Source organism: Actinoplanes sp. NPDC020271, from assembly GCF_044388125.1.
Taxonomy (GTDB): Bacteria; Actinomycetota; Actinomycetes; order Mycobacteriales; family Micromonosporaceae; genus Actinoplanes.
The window spans coordinates 1-26107 of record NZ_JBIRWQ010000049.1 but is presented as its reverse complement, the minus strand read 5'-3'; the positions used below and the strand labels follow the sequence as shown (position 1 = coordinate 26107).

Below are 26107 nucleotides of genomic sequence, written 5' to 3'. Positions count from 1 at the left end.
GCGCTACCCGGGCTATCCGGTCTTCGACAACGTCCAACGCATGTCGGGTGTCGTCCCTGGCGGTGTTGCTTTGCTGGTTCATGGATTCTCACTTCCGTGAAGGCGGGGACGTCGGGGCCGAATCCGCTGATGTCGTTCACCGGCCGGATCGCCAGGCAGGGGTGGTGATGACGGCAGTGCACGGTCAACCGGGCAGGCCGCTCGACAGGCGATTCAGCGCATCTGCGGGCGGACGGGCCGTGGTGCGACTCCGAAGGCTCGGGCGACGTCCCTGGCAGGTCAAGCGTCTTCTGCTGCTGCGAGGGTGCCGTCGAGGTTCCAGGTAGCGCCGACGTGAGACGGGAATCGTCCAGCGCTGCCGGAGATGCCGCGGCACGGCGGCTGGTAGGGCGCATCGGTGCGGGCATGCCGCCCGATGATCTGGATCGGTGCAGGCCGGGTGCCCTTTGGCCGCAGCTCGTAACGCTCGCAGTGCAGCCTGACGAAGTCGACACGCGAGTCGTACGGAAGGTAGATGCTGCCGCGGATGGTGCCGCCGAGCCGGTCACAGCACGACACCGTGATCGGGTACCAACCAGTCAGGGCGACGGTGACGACGTGCCCACAGGCCAGGTCGAACTCGAACACGCAGAGTCGGTGAGGCTCCGCTTCGATGGAGTTGCCCAGACTGCCGTTTGCGGGGCTGTTCGACGGCGGGGTGCACGGGCGGCAGATCGGGCCGAGATCGGGCTGATATCCGCCGTCGCAGCTCTCACACACGATGCGCAGACATGCGCGGCATTCGCCGGAGGCGACACTGTCGAGGCTGGTGCCGCAGAATCCGCAGTCGCCGGTCAGGCAGGTGTCGGTGTGGTGGCCCGGATCGTGCTGGTGGCAAGAGTGATCAGCCATGGCGCTCACGCCTGAGGAGTTCGTAGACGGTGGCGGGGATCAGCCCATGGCCGATGCTGTGTTCGGGGGTGCCGATGTGTCGCCAGCCAGCAGGCTCACACGCCAGCCACGTCGTGGTCTCCATGGTGGTGATGCCGATGACATCACCGACCGATAGCGAGCGCAGCTTCAGCAGCCGGTAAAAACAGACGACGAGGAAGTCCATCTCGCTGCTGTTGTCCTCGGCGCGTGGCCGGCTGGCCTGCAACTGGTCGAGGTCGGCGTTGAATACCCGGTACGCCCAGTCGGCGACCGCCTCCGGTGTCGTGGCGGCGGGCAGGTGCCGCCAATGCGAGAGAACCTTCCTGAGATGGTGGCCAGGTTCGTACGGCATGAACGAACTGTCGGCGTTGTGGTAGATGGCAATGTAGAACAGCGTCACAATCGTGCCTTCCGGGACAGGAATCGGTGACGGAGAAAGAGCGGGACGGCCGGCGTCATGGAGCGCGTTTCAGGTGGTGCTCAATCTGCTGCCACACCGCGGCGGCCAGCGTGCCGGACGGGGCCGGCGGGGAATGAGGGCTCGCCTCACGCCCGTTTCCACGGCCGCCACCGGCCTTGTGCGTCACGGCCAAGGTGATCCGGATGGTGCCCGGCCTGCCCGAGAATGTGGTCCGGGGGCAGCACACAGTGCATCCGGCCAGACGGGGACGGTGCCCCGCACGTGGCCGACTCCACGTCGTTCGCCCCGGGAAGCTCCCGGCTCAGGCTGGCCATCGGCGGGCCCTTCGCAACGCCAACACCAGCGCGGTCCCGGCCACCACCGCGAACAATTCCGCGGCATCGTGATCCTTGAACACCACGGCCGTCGTACCGGCCGTCACCGCGATCACCGCGAACGGCCAGGCAGCGAAGGCCAGCTCCACGGCCCACCGGTTGATCGATGTCATTTGTCCCACCACACGTCCACGATCGGCTCTTCCGCCGGGTTTTCACCCCACCGGACGTCGACCACCGGGCACAGGGGCTCGTGCCCCTTCCACCCGGCCACCCGTGCGTGATTAAGGTCCACGGTGAACGCCTCGATCCGCCGGTACGGCGTGTACCAGCCGTGATCACGCATCCGCTGCCGCACCCGGGACAACGTCCACCGGTGCCACCCCCGCCAATCCGTGCGTGGCAGCACGGCCAGCCCGCTGATGCGCTCCTCGAGGAGCAGCGTGCGGTCCAGGCCGCCCTCGCCGTGCCGGTCGGCCATCACCAGCATCACGTTCACGGGATGGACCGGGAGAAGCCCGCGGTGCCCGGTCGCGCAGCACCAGCCGGGATCGATCAGCTCCGCCCGGGCCATGTCCAACCCGGTCGCGGGGCACAGATAGTCGGGGTTCGCGCCCAGGGTGAGCGCGAGCGCGGCGCGCAGCTCGGTCATGGTGGTGCGCCAGTCGTGCAGGTCACCGTCGCGGCGAACGTCCTGCACGCGTCCGGCCATGGTGCACAGCTGCAGCCACACCTGGCGCCGGCGACGGTCCCAGTTGACCATCGGGGTGAATTGGTCGCACGGGCAGTTGGAGCACGTGCCCCCACCGACCGCGCCGGCATACTCGCCGTCGGCGGTGGTGGACGCGTGGTGGCCGCAGGGATGCAGGCAGCAGCACAGGCCGGCGTCCCGATCGGGGATGGATAACGGGATGATCTGTTCGCGGATGTCGTGGCACATCGAGCGGGGCAGCACGGTGAGCCGGTTGGTGGTCAGCACGGGAGGGCCTCCAACGGGACGGTGCGGGAATGAAAGGGGCTGCACCAGAACGGTGCGGGCCTGGGCGCGCTCGGAGGTTCTCGGCGGGTCAGTCCCATCACAAGCGGATCCGGAAGGGGTTCGGGCCGGACCGGGTGACCACGAACGCGGAGCAGCCGGAGCCAGGCGTGTCGTACCAGTGGAGAAGCCGCGAACGCAGCTCTGGACTTGAGTCCGGATCGCGTGGTGCCGCGGTGTCTGAGCTACTTCAGTAGGCGGCGTTGATGCGTTCTGCGATGATGCTCAGCCAGGCACTGGCGACCTCCGTGCGGCTAGCGTGCACCGGTGGACGCACCGTGAGATCGGCCGCGGTGAGCGCGGAGCCGAGGTCGATGGCGTGGGCGACGCCGGTCAGCGTCACCCCGACCAACAGGTCGTCGGCGTCGTCACGGTAGGCCCACAATCGGGTGACGTCGCGGCCGAACGTCCATCCGGCGGCCGCGGGATCCTCGGCGATTGCTTGCACAAGATCGCCGGCGGCGTCCAGCGCCGCGTCGCTGTCGCTGTGGCTGCGGGCTTTGCCGGTCGTTTCCAGCCATGTCTGCTGCTGGGCGGTGTCGACGATGATTAGCGGCTCGTCGGGTCGGCGGTCGCCGGGCACGTGGGCGAGGACGGACTGCGCCCAGTCGCGTAGATCCGCTCGGCTGCCGAAGACGACGACATCCTCGACGCGCACGCCCCATTCGCCGGTCTCGCAGCGGCCGTCGCCCGCAGCCTCGCCCGGCGCCATGATGTCGGCGTCGCCGTCGATGTATCCCCAGAGAACGTTATTCATGATCAGCTTCTTTCGGAGCGCGAGGAAACAGGAGACGAGCGAGGGCTTTGCCGTCGCGCTGGTGGTTAGCTGTCGCTGGCCGCCGAGCCTGGGCTGCACTGCCCGGGCGTGTTGAGGCGGCAACCGCTGCTATAGGGCGCCGGTTGCGCAAGCGGCTGAGCCGGTACGGGCGGTCAGGCCGGCAGGTCGAAGGCGAACGTCGCGATATCACCGCTGGGGCCTTGCACGTCGACGCTCAGCTGCTCGCCAACGGTTCGCGCCCTGGCAACAAGGTCGAGGGCCATATTCGCGGCGTGTGAAGCTGAGGGCGCCGACACCCGAAACGGGGGGAGTCCGTAGATCCCGTCTCTAGTCATCGCTCGGTTCTCGGCGTTGACGGCGAACGAGAGCAGCTCGGCATCGTGCTCGCCGATCTCGGCGAGCACGTCCGCTGTGCTGGTGACCAGGCGAGCGGTGCGTTCGGCGATCAGTTGGTGGCAGCCAGCCGATGACGGTGACGCGGCTGGGCCGGGAACCGCGCAGACGATTCGTCCGGCTTCGGCGGCGCGCCGGGCAGCGAGCATGGTGTGCGGCTGGGCTGCCGCTTCGACGACGACGGTGCCAGCCGCGAGCTGATACAGCAGCTGTTCGCGGACGAAGGTGCGGGCCATGGCCTGCCCGGTCCCGGGCGGGAACGCGCTGACCAGCGCGCCGTCGCGTATGACGCGGTCGATGGTGCTGGCTGCAGGTCCCGCGAACGGCTGGTCGATGCCGCGGTCGGAGACCAGCACGGCATGCGCGCCGGGCACGGTAACCGCGGTCGCGGCGATTTGCTGATCGACACGCAGCGCGGTGCTGGTGACAACGGTCAAGCCCGCCTCAGCCAGCCCTGAGGCGAAGTCTGCGGCGGTCGCGGCGCCGTACGGGGTGCCGGCCCGGGTCGCGGTGACGGCAACGGCGGCGCTGAGCAGCCCGGCGATGTCGCGGTTGCCGCGCACCCACAGGCAGGGCAACTGGTCGCAGCCCGTCCCGGCCGGCCAGCCGAGATCGCCGGGAATCAACAGACCGGCAGTCCCGGCGCGCTCGCGTAATGACCGTCCCAGGTTCTGCAGTTCCTGCAAGATCTTCTCGCCGGGCAGCGGCAGACCGTCACTGGTTCCCGGATACACCCATCCGTCGGTGGATAGGTGCAGGTTGTGCGCGGTCTCGAGCAGATGCGCGGGTAACGGCCGGGCGACGTAGAAGGACAGAGCGGCGCGGATGTCGCGCTCGTCGTTCTGGGGCATGGCAACCTCCGGAATGCCACGAGCCGGATCCGGCGGCAGGTGGTGCTGGTGGCCGCCGGCAGGGACGACACGATCCGGCCCGCCCGGTGGCCAGACGGTGTCAAGCCCGCAGCCCGGCCACGCCGCTGCCAGGCCGTACCCGGTGGTCGTGTTCGTCGAGGGCCGCGGGGCTTGACGACGGCGGGTCCGGGCGGGACCGTGTCCGGCCCCTGCACCGGCGGCCATGGATCACCGCGCTGCTGCGGGACGAGTCCGGCCAGTCGAGCTACTGTCCGGCGCCGGATGTGGCGCTGTCCGTGCCGCCTTGACCTTGACCAGGCCGCTCGGCGCGGGACAGTTCGGCGGGACGGACCTGACCGGAGAAGCAGCCATCGGCGCTTCTGACCTCGATCAGCCGCCGCCATATCTGACGTTCGTCACGCTGCAGCCTCGTGCCCTCAACGATGAACTCGATGTCGCCCCAGTGCGCCACACGAACCACCGTGCCCCGCGGGAAGTGCTCGACCATCGGGGCAGCTGTGCCACGGCCCCGGTGCTCGGTGATCTCGTCCAGGACGACCTGGAGCAGCAGCAGATCCGGCTCGCTCAGATCGCGGATCTGTTCCTGGATCCACGCGTGTGCCGGCGTTTGGTGGTCTTGGTGTGAAGGTGAGGTCGCGCTGTTCATGCGGTTCTCCATGATGAAAGGAGTTTCAGCCGGTCTGCGTGATCCTGCGGCAGGTGGGACAGAGATAGCCGTGGCCGGCGCGGCCGGTGTCCGTCCAACGCTCGTAGCGCACCCACCGGTCAAGAGCGGGCACGTGTGGACAGGCGCACCAGCCGTCGAGGTGGGCCTTGTCTCCGTCGGCGGTCAGGACCGCATTCTCGTGCGGGTTCACCACACCGGGTGGTGCGTCCGGCTCGGCGGTGGTGTCCGCGGCACGGGCGTGCCCTGCAACCCGGGCCGGCTGGCCGCCGGAGGTCTTGATCAGCGGTCCGTCCGCAAGGTGCATGAGGGCGCCCGGTGACGCCTGCAGGATTTCGCGGGCCTGGACCACGTGCAGCGCAACCCACTGCTGATCGACGCGGACTTCGATGATGTGCGGTAGGCGACATCCGCCGAGCTGCTGCACGGCGGCGCGGTGGCGTTGCGCCTGTCCCAGGCTGTAGGTCTCGTAGATGTCCTGAGTGCAGACGACGCGGTGCGTCGCAGGCCTGTCAACCATGGCTCTCCTTCAATCTGCCGGCCTCTGCTGCGACGGGTGAGCGCGATCGCGGTGTTGGTGGTCGAAGGGCCACAGCCACAACGTTTTGGCACCACGGGCGCTGTGCTGGGGGCCGCGGCGACGTGACCAGGTACCGCCGCCGAGCGATCCGGAGGAGATGGACGACCGGGTCCAGCCATCGAAGCGATAGATGCCACCGTCATGTTGGCCGTTGTGGCTGTAGGCGACGGCGGCGACCACCGGCCAGTACGGCCAGGCCGGCGCGGCGACCTCGCGCCAGAGCCGCAGCATGGGCCGAGTTGCCCAGCGGGCGGTCGGCGCCGAGCACAGCCGGGCAAGCTCGACCAGCTGTTTACGGCCGTAGCCGGCCGCGGTGCTGCTCACCGTGGAGGCGCTGACCGCGACGCCAACCGGTTCACCGGCCACTTCCAACGCCCACGCTTGCGCGCCGAACGGGCGGTGGCAGGCACCAAGGTAGTGACCCCACGCGGTGAGCAACTCGTTGGCACAATCCAGCGGAACCGAGGTGAGGCCGGCGGCGGAGGGAAGCAGCGCTGGCTGATACACCGCCGGCGCAGATTCAGCCACCCTGCCCTCGAATCCCGGCCGGGTTGCGTTGATGGCGACCGCGGCAGGAAGTTTGGTACGACCTTTCATCGGGCGATCCCGCAACCTGGGGTGCTCACCGTGTTGCCCCGCCAGTCACGGCAGTGCTGATCCGCTGTGGTGATCTGGTCGGGGTAGATACGGAATCCCTCGTCGGGCCGGCTATCGCCCTCGGACCCGTAGTACAGCGCTACCGCCTGACGATCATCGCCGGGGGGTTCAGGCGGCGCGCCAAGGTCCGAGCCGATATCGGCCCACGACGATCTGACGTGCGCGGCGAGTGCGGCATACGCCACGTCCTGGTCGGCGTGCAGACTGATGACATCGTCATGGCGATCCCACCGACGCAACACCCACACCGCCGGCGCAGAGGACGCCCAGAGCGGCACCGGATCACCGGCTTCGGCGTACTCGTCAGCCAGCGCGTCTCGGGCTCGCTGCAGTGCCTGCTGCTGCCGTTCGGTCAAGGCCGTTGTGTCGGCGCTCTGCCACAGTTCGACGGCCGTTACCGCCAGGCACTCCAGGTCGGAACCGCTGAGCAGATCAGCGATCACGACCCCTTCGTCCCGATCGGTGCCCAGCCCCAGCCGGCGGCCGCGACAGCACAGAATGCGGCTTGCATCGCGTGCCTGCCGGCGCAGCTGCGGCAGGTCATCGGGGTAGGCCATACCCGGCTCGTAGACGACCGGCGCACCGGCTTTCTTGGCCTGGTACAGCGCGATATCCGCCTCCGTCAGCACTCGCGACCAGGAGTACCCAGGGCGCGCGGAGGCTAGCCCGGCGGTGCCGGGCACGGACAACGGCCCGGTCGGTAAGTCCGGGATCAGAAACGGCGCGCACGCCTCTGCCGCTGCGGCACTGGCCACGTGGAGGCTGCTGGTCGGCAGGATCAGGGCGAACTCGTCACCGCCGAGCCGCCCTGCCCAACCGCCCAGGCGAGACGCGACCGCGGTCAGGCGGCTGCCCACAGCGGCCAACACCCGGTCGCCAGCGGGGTGGCCATGCCGATCGTTGGCCTGCTTGAAAGCATCCAGGTCGAGCAAGATCAGGTATCTGTCTCGGCCGGCCGCGGCGGTGTAGGCCTGTTCGAGGCCGGATCGGTTCAGGACGGCGGTCAACGGATCCTCATGGACGCGCCGTGTCAACTGGCGCACCTGTGCGCGCAGCCCTCGAATCGTCGGTGCGGTACTTATCCGGCCGGCAGCGGCACCGAGGATCGTCGCGCCGCCGATGACCACGATATTCATCCAGTGCATCAAGCAATCCCTCACGCGAAATCGAGTGAGGCCCGCGCACGGCTCGGACGCGGGCCCCACGACAGGCAGAAGGCGCCGAAGCGGCGCGACGGCGCTCAGGGCTCAGGCGGCTGCAGCGGCCAGGCGCATGGCCTGGATCGCGGTGTTCTCCATCTGGTAGCCGACGTCAGCGTCGTCAACGCTGCGCCCGTAGGACGTGACGGCCTGCATGATCCCGCCGGCGCTCAGATCGGCGCCGCTGATGAAGTGCGCCAGGATGTCGCGCTGCTGGTCCTCGCTGTACTTGAGCTTCTGGCCCAGCACCTTGAGCGTCTCCTCGGGCCGGGTGACGCTGACCCCGGCAGCCTTCTCGAGCTCACGGACGGCACGGGTGACGAAGTCGATGTCCAGGTAAGCCTTGACCGCGTCCTTGGTCTGCTGCTTGATCACCTCAAGCTCTGCAGCGATCGTCGCCGCTGACGGTTCGATGATGCCGTCGTCGTCGGTGATCCGGCTGCCCAAGTGCACACGGCTGAGAACACCGCGGTCGATGGTCATGCCGTTCAGGCACACCTCCATCCGCACGAACGGGTCCAGGCGATAGCGGCCGAAGCCGGTCTCGGAATTGGTGAGCCGGAAACCAGCGCAGATGATCGGCAGGTCGCTGCCGCGACGCCCGTCGAACGGCGACCGATAGTCACGCAACAGCTGCGGAGCCAGCACCTGCAACTGCGGGCAGATGAACCGCACGTACATGCGCCGGTCGGTCAAATCACCCGAGGCGACCTCGACGTGGACGCCGGTCTCTCGGATGCCGTCGAGCACGGACAGCAGCACGTCCAGGTTGTCAATTCGCAGATAACGGTCGGACAGGAACGCGCGCGCGACACCGGTACTGCTTGCCGGGTCCTCGCGCAGACAACGCACCAGGAACCGTCGGTCGTCGTTCTCGAGCCATCCGTTGATGTTGTAGTCCAGCAGCGGCACGTTCTCCCGCGCCATCCGCCGCAGATATGCCACCGGGATCTTCAGCTTGTCGCCGATGCCGCCCAGCGCGATGTCATTAAGCGCGTAGATCCCATCGGTCAGGGTGACGCCGTCGCTGCGTAGCTGGGGTACGGCACCGGCGATGACAAGTTTGCCGTCGACGGACCGCAGCTTCGCCGGACTGGCGATGATGTCGTCCGCACGAGCCTTCTGTGCGGACAAGGTCCGCATCATCGATTCGAGACTGATGTGACGGTTCGGTGCGATGGTCAGAGTCGGCTGAGCCATAGAGAACATGCCCCTTGACGAGCGAGCCGCCCGACGAGCGTGCGGCTGGCGGGTACGCGCCCGCCCGGTGCGGAGCCTGTGGCTTCCGGAGGGAGCGAGCGCGTGCTGGCTCGCCCGGCACATCGGCCGGCCCGCAGGCCGGAGCGCCAAGGCATCACGGGACGAGAAGATCTCTGGCCGAAGGCCAAGATGTTCTCGCCCCGGCCTTGCGCCCGGACCGGGCCGAGCCATCGTGCCAGGCCAGCACCGCCGCCCCCTCCGGATGCCAGCACTGCCCGGACGGCGCACCGCCTCAGCCCGCTGCTGGGAGGACAGCCTGTGGCAACCACCAGATACGTCAGCGTTCCATTGCCGCTGGAGGACCCTGAGGAACCGAATGTTGAGGTATGGGCATGCCGCTTTGCGGCGTCGCGTTGATCTCTCCAAATAGCTTCTATGGCACAGCGGTCATCGGATTTTTGCGGACTCAGGCGTGACAACCGGAGACAACCGGAGACAACCGGAGACAACTATCTTCTCCTCATGCTCGCTGCAATGCTGAGCGCAGGGACCGAAGCGGCCTGACTCTCATCATCCTGGCGCAGAAGATAGCGCCGGTGAAATCAGTTTTTGCCTAATAAACCCGCTGCTGGTTCCCCTTTACCTGACGACGGGGGATTTCCTCATGGGGCGACCATTAGATTCGCGGACGGCGGCTGCAAGGAGGTGGCCGTTGATGATGTTGTCGGGCGCGGTCTTGATCGCAACTGTGGTGCTGGGATTCGGAAATCCAACATATGCCAGCGCGTCTAGATACCACGGTATAGCGCCGAGCACGGTCAAGGGCTGCGCCACGAATTTGCGCATCGGCTCGACAGTGCGCCTCAAGACGCCGATTGATGTCGACTACGGGTGGGTCGAATGGCGGGCGAGCCGGACCAGCCACTGCGCTGGTTACCAGTGGTCTCGCATGTATCTCACTCGTGACATCGGATACGTCAGGGGCGAGTCGCGCAAGCGCATGCTCGGGTTCTATCAGAACCGCTTTAAGGGGTCGGCGGTGTATGGCATCTGGAAGCCGAACAAGACGCCGAGCGGCGCGCGGTATCTGAAGAAGGGCGCCTACAACACCGAGATCTTTTATGCGCCCAACGCGAAAGGCTGCGACTACTTCAACGCATACGTCTCGGCGGCAAATGCGGGAAGCCCTTACAACGTACTTGGGATCGCCGGGTGGGGCGCTACCTCGAAGCCGGAATTCTGCGCATAACCATCGCCGCGAGTTGCAGCGGAAATCGCTTTCGTTGGGCGCTGCCGTTCTCTGAGTGGCAGATGAATGTGGTCCTGCGCGGCCCGCCCATCCCATTGACGTCCCCTGCATCGTACCTGCGCACGTCAGGTTCGTAGCCCATTTACGGCGACAGGAATGCCTGGCGAGCGCCTTCGCAGATTGGAGCGGAAATGAACCTCATGAAGAAGACAACGATCGCCGCGATGGCGGCCTCAGCCGCGGCCGCCACGGCGGTCGTCGGCGGTATCGCCTCGCCGGCGTTCGCCGGCAACACCTCGTGCACCGCCCCGTACTGGTACGGGTGGCACCGGACCTGCACCACGGGAACGATTGGCCCGAACAGCCAGCACAAGATCTGGGTCTCCGTCTCGGCCTGCAAGGGCAGCCCCTGGAAGGTGTGGGACACCGGGACCGGCGTGACGATCGCCTCGGGCACCGGCAGCCTCAGCAGCAAGGCGATCGGCGGGCTCTACGGCAACTACAAGGCCAAGCTGACCGAAGCCTGCTGGCGCGACAGCATCGCCCTGGCCAGCTGACCCCAGCCGCCGCGAACCCACGGGCCTAAGCAGGCCGGCCGCTGCCCGCCAGCCAGCGGCCGGCCCGCCTGCCTTACGCCACTACTCAACGAGACAACCAGCGGTATCCGATGGGCAGCCGCCATCACCAAAACACAACCTCAAACGCCTCACGGAGGAACGCGTGCGAATCCTTCTGCTGGTCACCGCGTTCAACGGGTTGAGCCAACGCGTCTGGTGCGCGCTGCAAGCCCTCGGACATGACGTCGGCGTGCACATCGCCACAGACGGCTGCGACATCACCGCCGGAGTCCGTAGCGCGAACCCGGACCTGATCCTGTGCCCGTACCTGACCAAGCGGATCCCCGCAGAGGTGTGGCAGCACTGGCCGACGATCGTCATCCATCCCGGACCCGTCGGGGACCGCGGCCCGTCATCGCTGGACTGGGCTATCAGCGACGGCGTCGCCCGCTGGGGCGTCACCGCGCTGCAGGCCGTCGAAGAAATGGACGCCGGGCCGATCTGGGCGACGCGCACGTTCACCATGCCGGCTGCCAGCCCGCGCAAATCGGCTCTGTACGCAGGACCGGTCGCTGACGCAGCCTTGGAGTGTGTTCTCGAGGTCGTCGCCAAGGCCGCCGACAGCTCGTTTACCCCGACCCCGGTGGACCGGATGCCGGTCGAGGTACCCGGTGCCCGGGCCCGGCCGGCGATGCGGCAGACGGATCGTGTGATCGACTGGGCCGGGCCGAGCGAGCACATCGTGCGGCGCATCCGCGCCGCCGACGGCAGCCCGGGCGCGCTGACCGAGGTGGCCGGGCTGCCGGTGTACGCCTACGATGCTCACCCCGGCACGGTTCGCGGGCGCCGGCCGGGCGACGTGCTGCTGCGCCGCGAAGGCGCTGTGCTGGTCGCGGCGGGCGACGGCAGTGTCTGGCTCGGTCACCTGCGACTAGCTGAAAATGACGGTGACCGACCGGCGATCAAGTTGCCCGCGGTCACCGTCTTGGGATCGCTGGTGCACGGTGTTGCGCATGCGGCGAGCCGATCAGGACGAGGACCTCAGACGGCGTCCGGGTACGGGCAGATCCGGTATCGGCGTGCCGGTGTGGTGGGATGGCTGGACTTTGACTTCTACAACGGGGCAATGGCGGCCGGTCATTGTCGCCGGCTGCTGGCCGGACTGCGGCACGCCATCGAGCAGGACACCCGGGTGGTCGTGTTGTGCAGCGGCACGGAGGCGTTCAGCAACGGCATCCACCTCAACGTCATCGAGGCCGCTGCCGATCCGGCCGCCGAGGGCTGGGCTAACATCCGGGCGATCAACGAGGTATGCCGTGAGATCATCACCTGTACGCGGCAGACGGTGATCGCCGCCTACAACGGCTCGGCCGGAGCAGGCGGAGTGATGCTCGGGCTCGGCGCTGACGTGGTCGCTGCCAGGGATGGCATCGTGCTCAATCCGTACTACGACATGGGCCTGTACGGATCGGAGCTGCACACGTACACGCTGCCTGCCCGGGTCGGCGCCGAGCGGGCGGCACGGCTGCTGACCGACCAGGTCCCGGTGGACGCTCACCGGGCCTCCTGGATCGATCTGATCGACGAGGTTGGTCCGCGGGATCCGGGCGTTTTCCTGGAGTGGCTGATGGCGCTGGCGGTCGAGGAGACCGACTCGGCATTGGTCCGGGCTCGATCTGACGCGAAGCACCGCCGCCTTGCCGAAGGACTCCCGCTCGGGGTATACGAGGTGCGTGAGTTGGCGCAGATGAGCCGCGATCTGTTCGATGACCGGTTCGGCTTCACCGCTGCCCGCCGAGCGTTCGTCACCAAGGCTGGTGCCCCAACTCCCGGCAGGCTGCACCTCCAGCCGGCCTTCCCCATGCTTGCGCGGTGAGCCGTCACGAAACGATTGGTCGCCGCTGTCGTGGTGGACCGGTGAGCTGTCGGCTCAGGTCAGACGCGTGGACCATGGCGGGTCTGCTGCAGGGTTATGCAGTGCGCAGGCTCCGTGCCTGTGGATCACAGGTGGTCACCGTCGGATGACGGTCGATGGTGATCGCTGAAATTTGGTTGGCGTTCCACGACCACGGCGCTGACCGCTCGCGGCTCCGGTTCGCTACCGGTACCCGACGAGAACCAGGATGTCATGGCCCAACTGCTCGAACTGCCGATCAAGGGTCCGCTCGCGAACCCGGAGCGTCACCAGCATTCCCGCCACGAGCGCCCCGAAGAGCAGACTGGCAGCTGGAATAGTCCGTGCCAGGAGGACAGCGACGATGATTCCTACGGCGGCGGCAGCCCAGGTGCCCACCCGCGCGGCGCGTTGCGAGCCTGGCCACGGCGGCACCCGAGGCGACAGCTGGCGCGCCAGCCACCATCCGTACGCGACGATCAACAAGACCAACGCGAGCACCAACAGGATCCAGGACACGAAAGCGTCCGGATCACCGGAAGCGCCGTAGTGGCTAAGTAGGCCCGACCCGATCACTGCGCTCGGCCAGGCTGCGAAGCCGGTCGCTCGGCGTACCCGGTCGCGTTGCCGCGCCACACGCCCCTGCCGCAGCAGTGCCTGCTCGACCGGGTTCTCCTGAATTCCGACCGCGTCTTGCACGTCCAACTCCTGGCAGATGTCATTCTCGTCACTCGAGAGTAGCCAGCGCACTCCCGCCTGGACCAGATGCCGCCCGTCGGCCCGACCTCAGCCACCTGGGCTCCGGTCACTCAGCCTGGTAGTGGCGCCGCTTGTACAGCGCGACGGACGACCTCACCGTATCCATGGACGGGCAGGTCATGAACGACTTGCCGGCCTAGGTGTGATGTCCAGCCAGGTTGTTCAACCGGGTGATCGGTGCGGCCTTGCCGATGGCGGCGTGGGGCCGATGATGGTTGTAATCGTGTAGGAACGCGGGCAGTGCCGCGCGGCGGGCGGCGTTAAGGAAGTTCCCGCGTCGTCGACGCGCCCGTCGGGCAGGTACCAGCTGTCTGGGTCGATCCGGGTGTTGGCGTCGCACAGCCGGAGTAACAATCGTCCGTGCGCATCGACCAGGATCACCCCGGCAATCCGGGTGTCTGCTTTCGTGCTCATCACCGGCAGCCTAACTCGGGGTGACAGCGGCCGTCAGCACGCCAACGTGTTCGCCGCGGGCTGCCGGCCGCCAGATCGCCCGTTCGTGGGCGGTAGCTGGGCGGCCGGCGGTCCGATCAAAAGTCTGCGCGAGTCACCCCGACGGGCTGACCGGGCTGTCGGGGTTATATTCCGGATGGCGGCGACGATCGCGTCCTGGGCCACGCGCAGCGCGTCAACGAGCACGTCCGTGCGGCGGCCGCCAGCGGGGGCTGCCATCGCCACTAGCTGGTCCGGTCCGATGAGTGGCCCATTGTGAGGTCCATGCCGCGAGGTCATGCATCCACGGTGTGCTCGTCCCCGCCGCTTTGGCGGCCCACTTCTGCGCGTTCTTCGTCGCGAAGTAGTCCAAAACCCCTGGATCGGTCAGCCGCCACGCCGGGTGCCGCGCCAACCACTGTTCAGCCTGTTGAGGGGTATGCCCGGCGCCGATCAGCCAATGGGTGAGCGAGGCCAGCTCGAACCACGGAGCTGCCTTGGTGGCGAAGGCCCAGTCGACGACCCGTAGACCGTCTGGGGTGACGATCAGGTTGGCGGCGGAAAGGTCGGTGTGGACCAGCGTGTCGCCGTCCATGGCGGGATGCTCGAATCCGATACGCCCTTTGGGGGTGAACAGCGGAACGTCGGGCGCAGGTGTTTTGCCGATGACCTGCAGGAACTCGTCGAGCAGTGCGAGATCGGGGCTGCCCGGACTCAGGTCGGCGTGCCGGCCTTCGCAGTGTTCGAACGCCACCATCAGCCAGCCGGCCGCTTCGAAGTGCCACTCGATCGCAGGTGAGTGAGGCACGCTGACGGCCTCACCCACCCGCAGCTCGTAGCGCAGTGACCGGACACCGAAATCGGTATGGGCCGCCTTGACGAAGACCTGTCCCTTCGACCCGGTGACGGTAGCGGCTATCTCCGCATGGTCACCGGCCGCAGCTGGGACGGCGCGAGCTTCGCCGACCCGGTCGGCTACCTCGCTCGTGACAGCCTCGGGCAACGCGGTCCAGTCAATGCGCATCGGTCAGTTAGCCCTTTCAGATTCCCGGGTTCGGCGGGCAGCAGGACTTTGCCTCGCCGTCCCAGAACTCGGGGTCGATGTAGTAGCCGGTCGCCTTCAGTGCCTGGCGGGTGTACTCCAGCGAGGAGCCGTCGGCCATGCCCTCGGTCAGGATCGGCAGGTGGTGCACGAAGCTTCCCGCAATCTGCTCGCAGGCGGCGGCGTACGCCTCGGTGTGTTGCAACGACGTGTGCCAGGCCGCGTCGACCGGCTCGGTCGGGACGACGCGGTAGGACCGGCCGTCGGGCAGCAGCCGGCCGAAGTCGGGGTCGTGCTGCGAGTCGGCGTGCGCCTTGAGCATGAGCAGCAGCTGCCCGACAGCCCGCCGGGCGTAGGTCTTGGTGACCTCCTGGCGGGCGGCGAAGAAGTCAGCGAGCTTGTCGAAGGTCCCCGGGTCGATGAGGGCCTGCGGGTCCTTGTCGGCCTTCGCCGGCAAAGTGGTCGTGAGGGTCATGGTTCCTCCTAGGGGTTATGGATTGCCGACGCCTGACGCGCCGGTGGCATCCCGAATCAAGTGGCCGTTTGGTGCTGGCCGTTGGGGTCGTGTCGTGGTGCGTGGGAGATGTAGTCGACGTTCGGCTCGGTGCGGGCGTCCTGGAGCAGCTCGGCGGCCAGCGTGCTGACGTCGGCGCCGGCCAGCCAGTCCACCAGCAGATCTCGTGCCTCGGCGATCTGCCCGGCGAACGTGGCGGGCTCGACGACGCTGGCGGGCGGGATGACACGCCGTAGCGGGGTTGAGGTGAGCGCGGCCTGGGCCAGCTTCCCGGCGATCCAGTAGCCGGTGCGCTCGCGGGCTACGAAGGTCACGTGGATGCTCTCCTCGACCTGGTCACGCGCGTGTGGGTTGTGCATCCAGCCGCGCGGGAGCACCAGGATTTGGCCGGGCTCGAGGGCGAACTCGTAGTCAGGGTGCATCGTTTTCATGCGGTTGAGGACGTCGCTGCCCGGTGCGGTGTTGGACGCGAGCTGCTCCCGGTGCGGCTCCTCGACCCCGGGCTCCCAGAGCTGCCAGGTCTTGCGGCCGGCGAGCTGGTAGACGAAGCCCATGTTCTGGTCCCAGTGATGGTGCAGGCCCTGCGACCCGGCCGGCGTGACGAAGCCGGTGGCGTAGGTGCCGTACCCGGTCTCGTGCTGGATCGCCGCGCAGATCGCGTGTACCTCGGGACACCAGCGGTGCAGGTTGCGTAGCTGGATGGTGTAGCCCCGGCCGCGCCACTTCGCGACCTTGCCCGGGTCGAGGTAGCCGTCGGTCGTGTAGGCCCTCGAGTGCAGCGCCGCTCCGTCCTTGATCAAGATGAGCTGCTCTGCGGGTGCGGTACCGGTGTCGAGGTAACCGTTGATGAAGGCCGCGTTGACGATGCCGGGAAGTCGGCTGTCGTCGGGTGGTGTGTGAAGCACCGGCTTTGTCGGCCAGGCGGTCATCATGTCGCTGACCGCGGTCTTGTCGAACAACATCGAAAGAGACATTCCCACTCCAGCGTCCGGAAAGTAGGCCTTGGAGACCTCTCCAGCAAAGCGAGACGGGCATCGATAAAAAACGGCGCGAAGGAGGCATCTCTGAGGCATCTCTGCGGCGCACCCGATTGGCGCCTCGACGTCCCGTACGCTTGGCCACGCAACCGTGTTAGCGGAGGTGCTCAATGGCATCGCGACGAAGCCGTCTGGTCCGGCGCCGCGAGGAAGTAGGTCTGAGCCAAGAGGGACTCGCGACTTTGATCATGTCCGACCGCACCACGATCGGCCGGATCGAGCGAGGCGAGACCTCACCCCAGCCACAAACCCGCGACCGTCTCGGCAAGGCGCTTCAAGTAACCCCTGAGCTGCTCACCGACCTGCTGATCCCCGACGGCGATGAGACTCCTATCGCCGCCCCCGCGACCGCTGCGCCCGCAGCATTCGGGGCTGATTCATACACGACAGGTGTCTTCGCCATGTACCGCCGCGAGCTACTTCGCCTTCTCGGTCTCGCTGGAACGCTGATCTGCCTTGCTCCGATCGCTGACACCGACGACCTGGCTTCGGCCCCTGAGTCCGACGACCGGCATGCGGGCCGGCGATCCGGTGATCTGAAAGAGCTTCGTGACTTCAACACCCACCTCTGGCAGGTCTTCGGCCTATCCGCGACCAAGCGCCTGGTCTATCCACTCGCCCAAGACCAGCTTCACGTACTCATCGATCGCTTGGACAACGCCAAGTCCGAATTCGAGCATCGGCAGGTATGCATTCTGGTCAGCGAACTGTTTCAGCTGGCGGGCGAGATATTTTTCGACAGCGATCTCTACGCCGATGCCACCCACTGCTACAACCTGGCCGCGTCGGCGGCGAAGGAAGCCAGCGCGTACGACCATTGGGCCTGCGCGCTGACCCGCCACGGGTACGTCAGCCTGTACGACCGGCAGTACGACCAAGCTGCGAAAGTCCTCGACGCTGCCGGCCGGGTCGCTGCCCGAGGGGACAGCCAGCTGGCAACCCGCTACTGGGTTGCTTCGGCCCAAGCTCAAGCAGCCGCGGCGTTGCACGACGTGGATGGCTTCAACCGGGCCTGGTCGCTGGCAGAACAGATCACCGGATCAAGCGACTTGATCAATCCGGGCGGCTGGCTGCGCTTCGACGGGAGTCGCCTTGACGAAGAACGCGGCGCCTGCCACCTGACGCTCGGGCAATCCGAACTCGCCGCCGACGCTCTCGCAGCAGCCCTCAAACGAAGCGTCTCGCCGCGTCGGCGAAGCAGCCTTCTGGTCGATCTCGGAGTGGTAGGCGTCCGCAGACGCGATGCCGACGAGGTGCTCCTGCACGGCCACGCCGCAGTCACGATCGCGGAGCAGTCCCGCTCGCCCGGCTATCTCGGCCGTAGGCTCCAGTCGCTGCAAACGCAGCTACACCCCCTCACGGGCGATCCCCGTATCGTCGCTCTCGACGACCGGATCACCGGAGTCCTTGCTCGCGCCTGATCGACCTTTACGAACCGGAGAATTGCCGATGATCGAGCACGGCCGTTTGTTTCGTGACGCGTGGATTGACGGAGTACGGCGTCACTATCCCGGTGAGCCCAAGGCCGGCTACGTCGCTCCGTGGGAGGAAACCGCGGAGTGGGAGCGGGGCGCCGCCGCGGCGGTCTGCGGCCAGGTCCTGGCATTCATCGAGGTGAGTGATGGTGCAGTCGCGAAGCTCAGTCGTGAGCAGCGGGGCCGGTTCGTGGCCGTGTGCTGGAACGCGCAGATCTATCGGGCCTTCGAAAATCCGAAGTCGTCATACGTCGCCGACTGGGATCAGTTGCCTGCCTGGCAACAGGCTGTTGATGCGGACATCTTCGATGCCATCGAAGCGGCTGTTGCCCAGGGCGCGCTGGCCTGATACGGAGGTTTCGGCTGATCCCTCAGTGCGTTCGCCTCCACGAAAGGCGCCACGGCCACCTTGGTTAAGGGTTCAGGAACCTGAGCCTGCGGTGGAGCGGATACCGCACGGAGCAACTGGGGTGCACAGCCGCCGACGGGAGTGTCGCCAACCAGGGCGGCCGTGAGCCGATAGCCTTGCCGCGTGCTGCCGATGACGCTGGAACAGATCGCTGATGTGGTCGGTGGAACGGTCGTCGACGGTGACCCGCGCTCTCAGGTCACCGCAGCCGCTATCTTCGACTCGCGCGCCGTCGCGTTCGGGAGCTTGTTTGTCGCGTTGCCCGGCGCTCGTACCGACGGCCACCACTTCGCGGCGGCCGCGGTCGCTGGCGGTGCGGCGGCGGCATTGACGACCCGGCCGGTCGGCGTGCCGGCCGTGATCGTCACCGATGTGCGCCAGGCTCTTGGCCGGCTTGCCGCCGCGATCGTCGACCGGCATCCCCACCTGGACGTGGTGGGCGTGACCGGGTCGGCCGGCAAGACCACTACCAAAGATCTGCTGGGCCAGGTCCTCGCGCGGCTCGGGCCGACGGTTGCTCCCGCCGGGAACCGCAACAACGAGATCGGACTTCCGCAGACGATCACCCAGCTCACCCCAGAGTCACGGTTCCTGGTCGCCGAGATGGGCGCCCGGCACCGTGGCGACATTGCATACCTGTGCTCCCTGGCGCACCCACAAGTCGGGGTGGTCCTCAACGTCGGCACCGCCCACCTGGGCGAGTTCGGCAGCCGTGAGGCGATCGCCGCGGCCAAGGGCGAGCTGGTCGAAGCGTTGCCGTCCGGCGGACGTGCCGTGCTCAACGCCGAAGACTCCCTCGTGGCAGGTATGCTTAACCGCACCACGGCCCAGGTCGTCACCTTCGGCCGTACCGCTCGGGCCGATGTCGCCGCCGAACGCGTCGAACTGGACGACCTCGGCCGACCGCTATTTCAGTTGCACACGCCTCACGGCTCGGCGCCCGTGCACCTGCAACTGCGCGGCGAGCATTTCGTGCCCAACGCGCTGGCGGCGGCCGCGGCGACCCTGCACTACACCAGCGACATCGCCGCGGTCGCCGCCGGCCTGAGCGCCGCGGTACCGGTCTCGGCGGGCCGGATGCGGGTCACCGACCGCCCCGATGGTGTCACCGTCGTGGACGACTCCTACAACGCGAGCCCGCCGGCCATGGCCGGCGCCCTGCAGGCTGTGCACAAGATTGCCGGCGGCCGGCGGATCGTCGCCGTCCTCGGCGAGATGTTCGAGCTCGGCGATGCGGCAACCGGGGAACACATGACGGTCGGTGAACTCGCCGCCGATTGCGGAGCCGCCGTGGTCATCGCCGTCGGTGGACCCCACGCCGCTCTGATCTCCGACGCTGCCCGCGACCGTGGCGTCGCGGCTCTTCACCTCCCGGACGCCAACGCCGCTCTGCACGTGGCTCAGCAGGCATTACGGCCCGGTGACGTGGTCTTGGTCAAAGGGTCGAACGGCGTAGGCCTGCAACCGGTGGCCACAGCGATCGCTGCCGCAGGGCGCTTGTCCTAGACGTCGGATCTGCGGGCCGGAAGCAGGGACGGGCTGGCAGCGGCCTCATTCTCCCTGCCGGAACACGGGTCGTGGTCAGAAGATGGTGGGATCGGCGCTGCGGGGGTCGTGGACCTGCCGGGCGCGGTAGATGTCGCCGTGCCGGGCTGTTGCTCGCCAGGGACGGGCGAGGTTCAGTGCGACGTGCAATTGCGGGTCGCCGCGGTCGAGGTCGGCTACGACGAGGTCACCGGCTGGTGGGATGTCGGCGAGACGGGCACCGTTCGGGCCGATCAGCCCGGCCGGCACCAGGTGCGCGGTCTGCGCTGGTACCGACAGCGAAATCCAGTAGTTGTTGATCGCGGCGTGCGCGCGAGCCTTGACGTGGAAAATCTCGTCGACGGGGTACGCCGATATGAGGAGGCAGTCCACGCCGAGTTGCTCGTACTCGCTGAATAGGTGCGGAAAGTTGATCTCCACGCAGATGATCAACCCGAACCGGAAGCCGTCGACGTCGACGGTGACCGGCCGGACGCCCGGGGTGTAGAAGCGGGTGACCTCGGTGTTCGAGCAGAACCGCTTGTCGTACCGGTCGACGAGCCGGCCTTGGTCGGAGATGACGTAAAGGCTGTTATGCGGCCGGTGCGGCGGGGTCAGCGGGTGCGCGGAGCTGAGAATGACCCACAGTCGCAACGCGGCGGCCAGCGCAGCGATCTGCTCCAGCTCCTGCCGGGCGGCGTCCCAGTCGACCAGTGACCAGTCGTCGACCTGCTCCTTGGCGTATCCAGACAGATGGCCTTCTGGGAAGTGGATCAGCCGGGCGCGTTGCTTCGCGGCCTGCCGCATTTGCTCCCGGACGGCGGCCGCGTTGCGGCGGATGTCACCGGTAGCCACCGGTTCAGTGATGGCGATCCGCAAAAACTCACCCTCTTACCTCCGCGGTGCATCCGTCCGGCGCGCTGCGACGCTGGCGTGTTCTCGACCGGCGCGCTGTCGGGCTGCGGATGCGACGTCAGGAACGTAGCCGTTCTCGAGGTAGACACACGTCTGCTCGGTCCGGGCTTGGCTGGCCGCGATGATCCGGCGAGCCAACAACGGGGGCAGCCGTTGCTGCGCCTCGTCGGCGGTACATCATGCCAACATCACGAAAGCCGATGACCGGGCTACCAACGCACTCTTCGACGGCTCGGGCCAGCGGAACCGGCGCCGTCTGCCACGAGGGCTGGGTCGTGAACACAGGCGTCATCGTCACGGCTCCCGCTGTCGATCGCGCTCGCCGTCACGGTCCACACCCCGGCTTACGCGGTGGGATGCGATGGCTTTGTCTGCCCACCGGGAGACCAGCCTCCCCCCGGGAAGCCGCGAATAGTCGAGAGGTGTCCAACGGGCTTCCGCAACCTCCCGATTCCGCTGGAATTCAGCCGACGATGCCGTGCCTCTAAAAATCGTCAGATGGTCTCGTTTCCCTTCAAGGCTGGTAGTGAGTTGGTCAAGCACCTCTACCCCTCCGGTAAATGTGAGCCCCAGCTCTTCTCGGCACTCCCGGCGGATAGCATCCTGCGCTGATTCTTTCCGGGGGGCGGTAGCCGCCGCCCGGTAGTCCCCAGCGCTCATGGTCTGCGTAGGAGTGCCTGATCATCAAGCACACGTCAGGGTCGGACGGGTGCAGGATAAGCGCTTTGACACCGAACGTACGGGGGCTTGAAAATCTTCCAGTACGTTTGCAGGAGATTGCTGGTGGCGGAGACGGCGAAACGTGTAAGAGTCCTCAAAGGCTACCTCTCAGTGTCAATTTTCGGTGGCGATCATCGTCGCATCGGCGGCGCTCCAGATCAGCGAGGGCATGTCGATCGAGTTTGTACCCGCTGCTGAACCGTATTTGTAGTGCTCAGTCCGGCCAGGTGAGAACGGTCAGTTCAGGCCATTGTCGCTGCCATCGTGCTGATTTGCTGACGTAGGCCTGCTGGCGCCCTGGGCCGGGGTTAGGTCGCAGAACGAGGTTGAACACGTCGGCGAGGCCGTGCGGGGCGTAGACGCGCCACCGGCCGGTAGCGTCCGAGCGGATGCCGACTGCGCAGGTGGTGGCGGCGAACGAGTCGATGGCCGCCTCGGTCGAGTCGTACGGGACGCACGGTTCGCCGAACTTCTGCTCGTACCAGAGGTGGACCCGGGCTTCGTTGCGGATCTCCACCTCGACGGGCTGATCCTCAAAGAGTCTGGCCGCCGCCCGGATCACCTCATCCTCGGCCTCCCACGACAGGTCACGGTCATCGAAGTAGAAGATGTCGTAGTCCTTGATCCCGGCATCTGCCTCCCGACCGGTCACGACGTTCCACACAGTCTGGAACACCGCGCCGCCTGTCAGGTACCAGCCCGGCAGCCCCATGCCGGCGATCCGGTCCAGCACCATCTGCAACCGGTCATTGCGTGACAGCGCCGAGCGCAGGGCGACAACCTGCTCGTCGAGCGGCAGGCGCCCACTGCTGATCATGTTCGTCCCTCTCGTTCAGACCGGCACCTTCGGTAGCCGGCGCCATGTCGGCGCGCTGGTCGCGGATGTCAGCTGGTTGCGCCGCGCCGGAAGTCGTATCGCTCCTGGACCTTGCCGTACTGGTCAAACGTGCCGGTGAGCACGGCACCGGCACGCTGGAGCAGGCGTCGTGAGGCTTCGTTCGCGCGCTGGGTTGTGGCGATCAGCAGATCGTCGGGCATGGTGGCGAAGAACCAGCCGGTCACCAGCGCGACGGCTTCGCCGGCTAGCCCTCTGCCGGTGAAGGCGGCGCGGAGCTGGTACGAGATCTCCCATGGCCCGCGTTTACGGGCGAGGCTGCCGCTGCCGGCGACGGCGCCTGTTGCCCGTTCGACGATCACGAACTGCCCCGGCTGCTGGCCGGTGACCTTTTGGTTTGCGCTGGCGGCTGCGGTGTCCGGGTCGACGGGGCCGCCGATGTACCGTCGCACCTGTGCGTCGGTGGCCATCTCGATCAGGGCGGGTTCGTCGCCGGGAGCCGGCGACCTGATCAGGACCCGTTCGCCCTCCTGGACCAGGCGTGGCCACTCGGGCAGCAGCTCATCGCGGGCCGGTCCGCGGGCCGGCTTAGCCATGGTCGGCCGGCTGGTCGGCCCCGGCGGGTGCGGTTGCGGTGTTGCGCTTCTCGGCGCAGCGGGGGCAGCGGGTGGGGCACGGGGTCAGGGGTGTGGCTTTGCCCAGGCCACTGGTGTGCAGGATCGTCGTGACGGCCTCGTCGAAGCCGGTGCTCTCGGCGAAGACGTGTTCTCCGTCGACGCCGAGCAGGTCGCCCGGCGCGTACCACTCGCGCATCTGGGCCGCGGTGACCGCTATCGGCTCGGCACGGTTCAGGTGGCGGCGCACCGTCTCGTCGAACGACACATCGAAGTAGTAGACGGCGCTCGGCCCGGGATGCTCGGCGATGAGCCGGTGCAGGATCGCGCCGTGACCGGCGCTGTCCAGGATCCCTTCGAGGACGACGTGATAGCCGGCGTCGAGCGCGGCGCGCGTGGTCGCGGCGATGAACGCCGGTGCCACAGGCTGCATCCGGTTGCCGCCATGTTCTCTGAGCAGGACCCTGCGCAGGTAGTCCTGCTCGACCAGCGCGGTTCCGCGGCCTGCTCGTCGGCGAACCTCGCGGGCTGTGGTGGTCTTTCCCGAGCCTGAGTTGCCGCGGATCACGACCAGCGTCGGGTGTTTCGGGTCGGTGGTCATCGTGGGCCTGCCGGGGCGGGCCAGGTGACGGCGATCGTGGTGTGCCGGCGCGGGACCAGCAGCCGGAGGTGGTCGCCATCGGGCAGGGATGTGCCAGTGGGGTGCACGGTGATGTGCGGGGCCGGGCCGGGGCGGTAGTCGCGGTCCCAGACCGTGAGCAGGTCGATCAGGTCGCTGGTGAGGGTGCCGGCGTCGGGTCCGAAGCCGTGGGCGCCGAATTGCCAGCAGTTGTCGCCGGTCTTTCGCATGGTTAGGTAGGCGAGGCTGTCGGTGCTCAGCAGGGTGGGGCAGGTGAATTTGTCTTGTGGGTCGAGCAGGCCGGCGGTGCGCTCGCGGTCGATGATGAGGGTGCCGAACGGTCGGGGCTGGCTGGCCAGCCATAGGTGCAGGCCTTCGAAGGAGGTGCCTTCCTGCATGGTGATCGTGACCGGTGACCACACGTCGGCCCGGGGCCGGTCCAGTGCCGCAGCCAGCGCGGCGGCGTCGACCTCGGTCGCGTCGTCGAGCCGCAGCACGACGGCGTCGCCGCGTAGCAGGATGCGGCGGGTCAGATCGCGGCCGGCGCCTTGCATCGGCACGAATCCGCATTGCAGCGCCGCGGTCGCGGCGAGGTGATCGCCGCGAGGGCGCAGGGTCAGAGTACGGGTGATGCCGCGCATCCGTAGCGGCATGACGATGACACCGTCGGTCTCGAGTTGCTCGATGATCGCGGGTGGGATGTCGGCGGCTTCGACAGTGATGATGATCGCGTCGTACGGGGCGCCGGTCTGGTGGCCGTGTTCGCCGTCACCGTGCACGACGTGGACGTGCGGGTAGCCGGCCCGGTCCAGGTAGGCGCGGGCTGCGGTGGTGACGTCGGCGTCGATGTCGACCGTGACGATCTGCCCCTGCGGGCCGGCGAGCTCGGCGATCAGGGCGGCGTTGTAGCCGCCGGAGCCGATCTCGAGAACTCGGGCGCCGGGTTGGATTTCGGCTTGTTCCACCATGTAGGCCTGCAGCCACGGTGCCGACACCGAGCTCATCGTTTTGCCGTCCGGGCCGCGTTTGGTGGCCACGATCTCGTCCGCGTACGCGTCGGCGAGCGTGACGGTGGCCGGGACGAACAGGTGGCGGGGCACCCGTTCGAACGCCGCTCTGACCGCCGGGGTGCGGATCCATCCCTTGCTCACCAGCCGGGCGGTGAGTTCGGCGCGCAGCGCGCGCGGGGCGATGTCGTCGGCGGTAACCATCATAGGGTGCACGTGCCTTTCACGTTGAAGTCCCGGTGGAGACGGCGATACGGCTGCTGCCGCTGGATTGAGCTGGCGCCCTGACGCGAGCGAGTGATGTTCAAAGGGGTCCGGAGTTCAGGACGTGGGGCGGCAGCGCCGGGACGGGCCAGTGGTCAGATGCCCGCCAGCCGGACCAGTCCTGTCTGAGTGGGCCGCTGCGGGTCTCGATAAAGGCGACGGCCCGTTCCCGTGCCTGTTCGACGCGCTGGTGGTCGGCTGCGGTGATGACGCCCAGGTCCCGTGCCTGCTCATATTCGTGCTCGTCTTTCCACTGCCAGGCCAGGGTGCGGGGGTCGACGATGAGATCGAGGAGTAGGTCGAACGTGTCGATGCCGAGCGCGGTACGCCGCACCGGCCGCTCGAAGTTCACCTTCCAGTGGTCGGCGCCGCCGGTGATCGGCAGATACCGCTGGAGGCTGAAATCGGGGTCAAGGCCGACCCAGGTCAGGACCGCGGTGTCTCGCCAGATCCACTCGCCGAGCTGCCAGCGCCGGCTGGCCAGATCGGGGATGGCTTGCAGCCGGGTGGCTTCGTCGCGGGTACGCAGCCACTCGATCCAGGAGGTGGGTGCGAAGGTGGTGGCGCCGGGCCAGCACGCCAGGGTCAGGCGGGTTCCGTCGTCGTCCAGGACGCGGTGCGCGCCGGCGGTCCAGACCAGGCCGTCGAGTACGTCGCGGCGGACCGCTGTGGTCCCGGCGGAAAGAGTCGTCGAGGTCATCGTGTCTGTCTCCCGCGGATGTGGTTGCTGGAACTGGTCGGGCTACGCCGGTGCCGGGCACGGTTGATGTCCGGGCAGCCGGTGTCGAGGAGGAGCTGCTCAGCATCTGCCGGCCGGTGCTTGCTGGCCGGGCAGGTCAGCGAGGGTTTGCGCCCAGCGGCGGAAGCCGCTGGGCGGCGCCGTCTGGCAGTAGCGGCGGAATTGCTCGCGTACTTGGAGGCGGTGGATCCCGCCGACCATGCGAGGCGCCCGGTACCAGGGCAGGTCCGGATGGTGCGGCCAGGTCGCGGCGATGCGGGCGCCGCCGTCGGCCGGTGACTCCAAGCCGTAGTAGATCTCGTCGACGCGCAGGGCCATCGCTGCGCCCAGACACATCAGGCAGGGTTCGATGTTGACGGCTAACCGCAGAGGATGTGGTCTCTGTGATATCCGGGGACGTTGGTCGAGGAAGTGTGACCACTCGATCTGAGGATTGTTGATCCATCTCGCGAACAGGTGAAGGCCTCCAGCAGTGC

General features: G+C 67.5%; 30 protein-coding genes. 6 read left to right on the top strand and 24 right to left on the bottom strand.

Annotation, left to right across the window (positions count from 1 at the left end):
• Nucleotides 1-279: 279 nt before the first annotated feature.
• The 11 genes from ACH442_RS46290 to ACH442_RS46240 form a co-directional block, all read right to left on the bottom strand.
• A complete protein-coding gene (locus ACH442_RS46290) occupies nt 280-900 on the bottom strand; it encodes a hypothetical protein (protein ID WP_396344590.1) in 621 nt (206 codons plus the stop codon).
• A complete protein-coding gene (locus tag ACH442_RS46285; RefSeq protein ID WP_396344589.1) occupies nt 884-1312 on the bottom strand; it encodes a hypothetical protein in 429 nt (142 codons plus the stop codon). The genes ACH442_RS46290 and ACH442_RS46285 overlap by 17 nt, the downstream gene beginning before the upstream one ends.
• Nucleotides 1313-1634: 322 nt before the next feature.
• Nucleotides 1635-1820, bottom strand: coding sequence for a hypothetical protein (locus ACH442_RS46280; protein ID WP_396344588.1), 186 nt, complete (start codon nt 1818-1820; stop codon nt 1635-1637).
• Complete coding sequence (locus tag ACH442_RS46275) at nt 1817-2626, bottom strand: hypothetical protein (RefSeq protein WP_396344587.1); 810 nt, start codon at nt 2624-2626, stop codon at nt 1817-1819. Before ACH442_RS46275 ends, ACH442_RS46280 begins: the two co-directional genes overlap by 4 nt.
• A gap of 247 nt (nt 2627-2873) precedes the next feature.
• Nucleotides 2874-3539: a hypothetical protein gene (locus ACH442_RS46270; RefSeq protein WP_396344586.1), complete on the bottom strand. Its 666-nt coding sequence runs from the start codon at nt 3537-3539 to the stop codon at nt 2874-2876.
• Between the two features lie 74 nt (nt 3540-3613).
• Nucleotides 3614-4705 (bottom strand): DNA-processing protein DprA, encoded by a 1092-nt coding sequence (locus ACH442_RS46265; protein ID WP_396344585.1) that lies wholly within the window; start codon nt 4703-4705, stop codon nt 3614-3616.
• Nucleotides 4706-4970: 265 nt separating this feature from the next.
• Nucleotides 4971-5372, bottom strand: coding sequence for a hypothetical protein (locus ACH442_RS46260; protein WP_396344584.1), 402 nt, complete (start codon nt 5370-5372; stop codon nt 4971-4973).
• Nucleotides 5373-5397: 25 nt separating this feature from the next.
• Nucleotides 5398-5910, bottom strand: coding sequence for a hypothetical protein (locus tag ACH442_RS46255; protein WP_396344583.1), 513 nt, complete (start codon nt 5908-5910; stop codon nt 5398-5400).
• A 9-nt stretch (nt 5911-5919) separates the two neighbouring features.
• On the bottom strand, nt 5920-6567 hold the full coding sequence (locus ACH442_RS46250; protein WP_396344582.1) for a hypothetical protein: 648 nt from the start codon (nt 6565-6567) through the stop codon (nt 5920-5922).
• On the bottom strand, nt 6564-7763 hold the full coding sequence (locus ACH442_RS46245) for a GGDEF domain-containing protein (protein WP_396344581.1): 1200 nt from the start codon (nt 7761-7763) through the stop codon (nt 6564-6566). Before ACH442_RS46245 ends, ACH442_RS46250 begins: the two co-directional genes overlap by 4 nt.
• A 111-nt stretch (nt 7764-7874) precedes the next feature.
• Nucleotides 7875-9257, bottom strand: a complete 1383-nt coding sequence (locus tag ACH442_RS46240; RefSeq protein WP_396344580.1) for a DUF932 domain-containing protein — start codon at nt 9255-9257, stop codon at nt 7875-7877.
• Between the two features lie 481 nt (nt 9258-9738).
• Between ACH442_RS46240 and ACH442_RS46235 the strand changes: the two genes are divergently transcribed.
• The 3 genes from ACH442_RS46235 (at nt 9739) to ACH442_RS46225 (ending at nt 12708) form a co-directional block, all read left to right on the top strand.
• Entirely contained in the window at nt 9739-10275 is a 537-nt protein-coding gene (locus ACH442_RS46235; protein WP_396344579.1) for a hypothetical protein, read from the top strand.
• Between the two features lie 191 nt (nt 10276-10466).
• Nucleotides 10467-10832 carry a hypothetical protein gene (locus ACH442_RS46230; RefSeq protein ID WP_396344578.1) on the top strand — a complete coding sequence of 122 codons (366 nt, stop codon included), beginning with the start codon at nt 10467-10469 and terminating at the stop codon, nt 10830-10832.
• A 163-nt stretch (nt 10833-10995) separates the two neighbouring features.
• Nucleotides 10996-12708: a hydrogenase maturation protein gene (locus ACH442_RS46225; protein ID WP_396344577.1), complete on the top strand. Its 1713-nt coding sequence runs from the start codon at nt 10996-10998 to the stop codon at nt 12706-12708.
• 222 nt (nt 12709-12930) lie between these two features.
• Here the strand turns inward: ACH442_RS46225 and ACH442_RS46220 are convergent, their stop codons facing one another.
• From ACH442_RS46220 to ACH442_RS46200, 5 genes are all read right to left on the bottom strand, one after another.
• Complete coding sequence (locus ACH442_RS46220; RefSeq protein WP_396344576.1) at nt 12931-13425, bottom strand: hypothetical protein; 495 nt, start codon at nt 13423-13425, stop codon at nt 12931-12933.
• A 222-nt stretch (nt 13426-13647) separates the two neighbouring features.
• The gene (locus tag ACH442_RS46215) at nt 13648-13899 is read right to left on the bottom strand and encodes a hypothetical protein (RefSeq protein WP_396344575.1); all 252 of its coding nucleotides are present in this window, start codon (nt 13897-13899) and stop codon (nt 13648-13650) included.
• Between the two features lie 214 nt (nt 13900-14113).
• Nucleotides 14114-14941: a phosphotransferase family protein gene (locus ACH442_RS46210; RefSeq protein ID WP_396344574.1), complete on the bottom strand. Its 828-nt coding sequence runs from the start codon at nt 14939-14941 to the stop codon at nt 14114-14116.
• A 16-nt stretch (nt 14942-14957) separates the two neighbouring features.
• The gene (locus tag ACH442_RS46205; RefSeq protein ID WP_396344573.1) at nt 14958-15434 is read right to left on the bottom strand and encodes a hypothetical protein; all 477 of its coding nucleotides are present in this window, start codon (nt 15432-15434) and stop codon (nt 14958-14960) included.
• Nucleotides 15435-15490: 56 nt separating this feature from the next.
• Nucleotides 15491-16447, bottom strand: a complete 957-nt coding sequence (locus tag ACH442_RS46200) for a JmjC domain-containing protein (RefSeq protein ID WP_396344572.1) — start codon at nt 16445-16447, stop codon at nt 15491-15493.
• A 173-nt stretch (nt 16448-16620) separates the two neighbouring features.
• Here ACH442_RS46200 and ACH442_RS46195 point away from each other — a divergent pair, with 173 nt between their 5' ends.
• The 3 genes from ACH442_RS46195 (at nt 16621) to murF (ending at nt 19900) form a co-directional block, all read left to right on the top strand.
• Nucleotides 16621-17931 (top strand): helix-turn-helix transcriptional regulator, encoded by a 1311-nt coding sequence (locus tag ACH442_RS46195; protein ID WP_396344571.1) that lies wholly within the window; start codon nt 16621-16623, stop codon nt 17929-17931.
• Nucleotides 17932-17959: 28 nt separating this feature from the next.
• Nucleotides 17960-18334 carry a hypothetical protein gene (locus tag ACH442_RS46190; RefSeq protein ID WP_396344570.1) on the top strand — a complete coding sequence of 125 codons (375 nt, stop codon included), beginning with the start codon at nt 17960-17962 and terminating at the stop codon, nt 18332-18334.
• Between the two features lie 192 nt (nt 18335-18526).
• Nucleotides 18527-19900, top strand: coding sequence for a UDP-N-acetylmuramoyl-tripeptide--D-alanyl-D-alanine ligase (gene murF, locus ACH442_RS46185; protein WP_396344600.1), 1374 nt, complete (start codon nt 18527-18529; stop codon nt 19898-19900).
• Between the two features lie 75 nt (nt 19901-19975).
• Here the strand turns inward: murF and ACH442_RS46180 are convergent, their stop codons facing one another.
• From ACH442_RS46180 to ACH442_RS46145, 8 genes are all read right to left on the bottom strand, one after another.
• Nucleotides 19976-20773 carry a carbon-nitrogen hydrolase family protein gene (locus tag ACH442_RS46180; RefSeq protein ID WP_396344569.1) on the bottom strand — a complete coding sequence of 266 codons (798 nt, stop codon included), beginning with the start codon at nt 20771-20773 and terminating at the stop codon, nt 19976-19978.
• Between the two features lie 354 nt (nt 20774-21127).
• The gene (locus ACH442_RS46175) at nt 21128-21493 is read right to left on the bottom strand and encodes an NUDIX hydrolase (RefSeq protein WP_396344568.1); all 366 of its coding nucleotides are present in this window, start codon (nt 21491-21493) and stop codon (nt 21128-21130) included.
• Between the two features lie 274 nt (nt 21494-21767).
• Nucleotides 21768-22370 carry a nucleotidyltransferase family protein gene (locus tag ACH442_RS46170; protein ID WP_396344567.1) on the bottom strand — a complete coding sequence of 201 codons (603 nt, stop codon included), beginning with the start codon at nt 22368-22370 and terminating at the stop codon, nt 21768-21770.
• A gap of 68 nt (nt 22371-22438) precedes the next feature.
• Nucleotides 22439-22984: a GNAT family N-acetyltransferase gene (locus tag ACH442_RS46165; RefSeq protein WP_396344566.1), complete on the bottom strand. Its 546-nt coding sequence runs from the start codon at nt 22982-22984 to the stop codon at nt 22439-22441.
• Nucleotides 22977-23603 carry an AAA family ATPase gene (locus ACH442_RS46160; protein ID WP_396344565.1) on the bottom strand — a complete coding sequence of 209 codons (627 nt, stop codon included), beginning with the start codon at nt 23601-23603 and terminating at the stop codon, nt 22977-22979. Before ACH442_RS46160 ends, ACH442_RS46165 begins: the two co-directional genes overlap by 8 nt.
• Nucleotides 23600-24835: a methyltransferase, FxLD system gene (fxlM, locus tag ACH442_RS46155; protein ID WP_396344564.1), complete on the bottom strand. Its 1236-nt coding sequence runs from the start codon at nt 24833-24835 to the stop codon at nt 23600-23602. The genes ACH442_RS46160 and fxlM overlap by 4 nt, the downstream gene beginning before the upstream one ends.
• A 97-nt stretch (nt 24836-24932) precedes the next feature.
• The gene (locus ACH442_RS46150; RefSeq protein ID WP_396344563.1) at nt 24933-25592 is read right to left on the bottom strand and encodes a hypothetical protein; all 660 of its coding nucleotides are present in this window, start codon (nt 25590-25592) and stop codon (nt 24933-24935) included.
• A 99-nt stretch (nt 25593-25691) separates the two neighbouring features.
• Entirely contained in the window at nt 25692-25967 is a 276-nt protein-coding gene (locus tag ACH442_RS46145; protein ID WP_396344562.1) for a hypothetical protein, read from the bottom strand.
• Between the last annotated feature and the right edge of the window lie 140 nt (nt 25968-26107).

Bases quoted from the DNA above. Each gene is read 5' to 3' on its own strand.
- ACH442_RS46280 (WP_396344588.1), bottom strand. From the start codon at position 1,820: ATGACATCGATCAACCGGTGGGCCGTGGAGCTGGCCTTCGCTGCCTGG.
- ACH442_RS46265 (WP_396344585.1), bottom strand. From the start codon at position 4,705: ATGCCCCAGAACGACGAGCGCGACATCCGCGCCGCTCTGTCCTTCTAC.
- ACH442_RS46260 (WP_396344584.1), bottom strand. From the start codon at position 5,372: ATGAACAGCGCGACCTCACCTTCACACCAAGACCACCAAACGCCGGCA.
- ACH442_RS46255 (WP_396344583.1), bottom strand. From the start codon at position 5,910: ATGGTTGACAGGCCTGCGACGCACCGCGTCGTCTGCACTCAGGACATC.
- ACH442_RS46250 (WP_396344582.1), bottom strand. From the start codon at position 6,567: ATGAAAGGTCGTACCAAACTTCCTGCCGCGGTCGCCATCAACGCAACC.
- ACH442_RS46245 (WP_396344581.1), bottom strand. From the start codon at position 7,763: ATGAATATCGTGGTCATCGGCGGCGCGACGATCCTCGGTGCCGCTGCC.
- ACH442_RS46240 (WP_396344580.1), bottom strand. From the start codon at position 9,257: ATGGCTCGGCCCGGTCCGGGCGCAAGGCCGGGGCGAGAACATCTTGGC.
- ACH442_RS46230 (WP_396344578.1), top strand. From the start codon at position 10,467: ATGAACCTCATGAAGAAGACAACGATCGCCGCGATGGCGGCCTCAGCC.
- ACH442_RS46215 (WP_396344575.1), bottom strand. From the start codon at position 13,899: ATGAGCACGAAAGCAGACACCCGGATTGCCGGGGTGATCCTGGTCGAT.
- ACH442_RS46210 (WP_396344574.1), bottom strand. From the start codon at position 14,941: ATGCGCATTGACTGGACCGCGTTGCCCGAGGCTGTCACGAGCGAGGTA.
- ACH442_RS46205 (WP_396344573.1), bottom strand. From the start codon at position 15,434: ATGACCCTCACGACCACTTTGCCGGCGAAGGCCGACAAGGACCCGCAG.
- ACH442_RS46200 (WP_396344572.1), bottom strand. From the start codon at position 16,447: ATGTCTCTTTCGATGTTGTTCGACAAGACCGCGGTCAGCGACATGATG.
- ACH442_RS46195 (WP_396344571.1), top strand. From the start codon at position 16,621: ATGGCATCGCGACGAAGCCGTCTGGTCCGGCGCCGCGAGGAAGTAGGT.
- ACH442_RS46190 (WP_396344570.1), top strand. From the start codon at position 17,960: ATGATCGAGCACGGCCGTTTGTTTCGTGACGCGTGGATTGACGGAGTA.
- murF (WP_396344600.1), top strand. From the start codon at position 18,527: ATGACGCTGGAACAGATCGCTGATGTGGTCGGTGGAACGGTCGTCGAC.
- ACH442_RS46175 (WP_396344568.1), bottom strand. From the start codon at position 21,493: ATGAGCGCTGGGGACTACCGGGCGGCGGCTACCGCCCCCCGGAAAGAA.
- ACH442_RS46170 (WP_396344567.1), bottom strand. From the start codon at position 22,370: ATGATCAGCAGTGGGCGCCTGCCGCTCGACGAGCAGGTTGTCGCCCTG.
- ACH442_RS46165 (WP_396344566.1), bottom strand. From the start codon at position 22,984: ATGGCTAAGCCGGCCCGCGGACCGGCCCGCGATGAGCTGCTGCCCGAG.
- ACH442_RS46160 (WP_396344565.1), bottom strand. From the start codon at position 23,603: ATGACCACCGACCCGAAACACCCGACGCTGGTCGTGATCCGCGGCAAC.
- fxlM (WP_396344564.1), bottom strand. From the start codon at position 24,835: ATGATGGTTACCGCCGACGACATCGCCCCGCGCGCGCTGCGCGCCGAA.
- ACH442_RS46150 (WP_396344563.1), bottom strand. From the start codon at position 25,592: ATGACCTCGACGACTCTTTCCGCCGGGACCACAGCGGTCCGCCGCGAC.
- ACH442_RS46145 (WP_396344562.1), bottom strand. From the start codon at position 25,967: ATGTGTCTGGGCGCAGCGATGGCCCTGCGCGTCGACGAGATCTACTAC.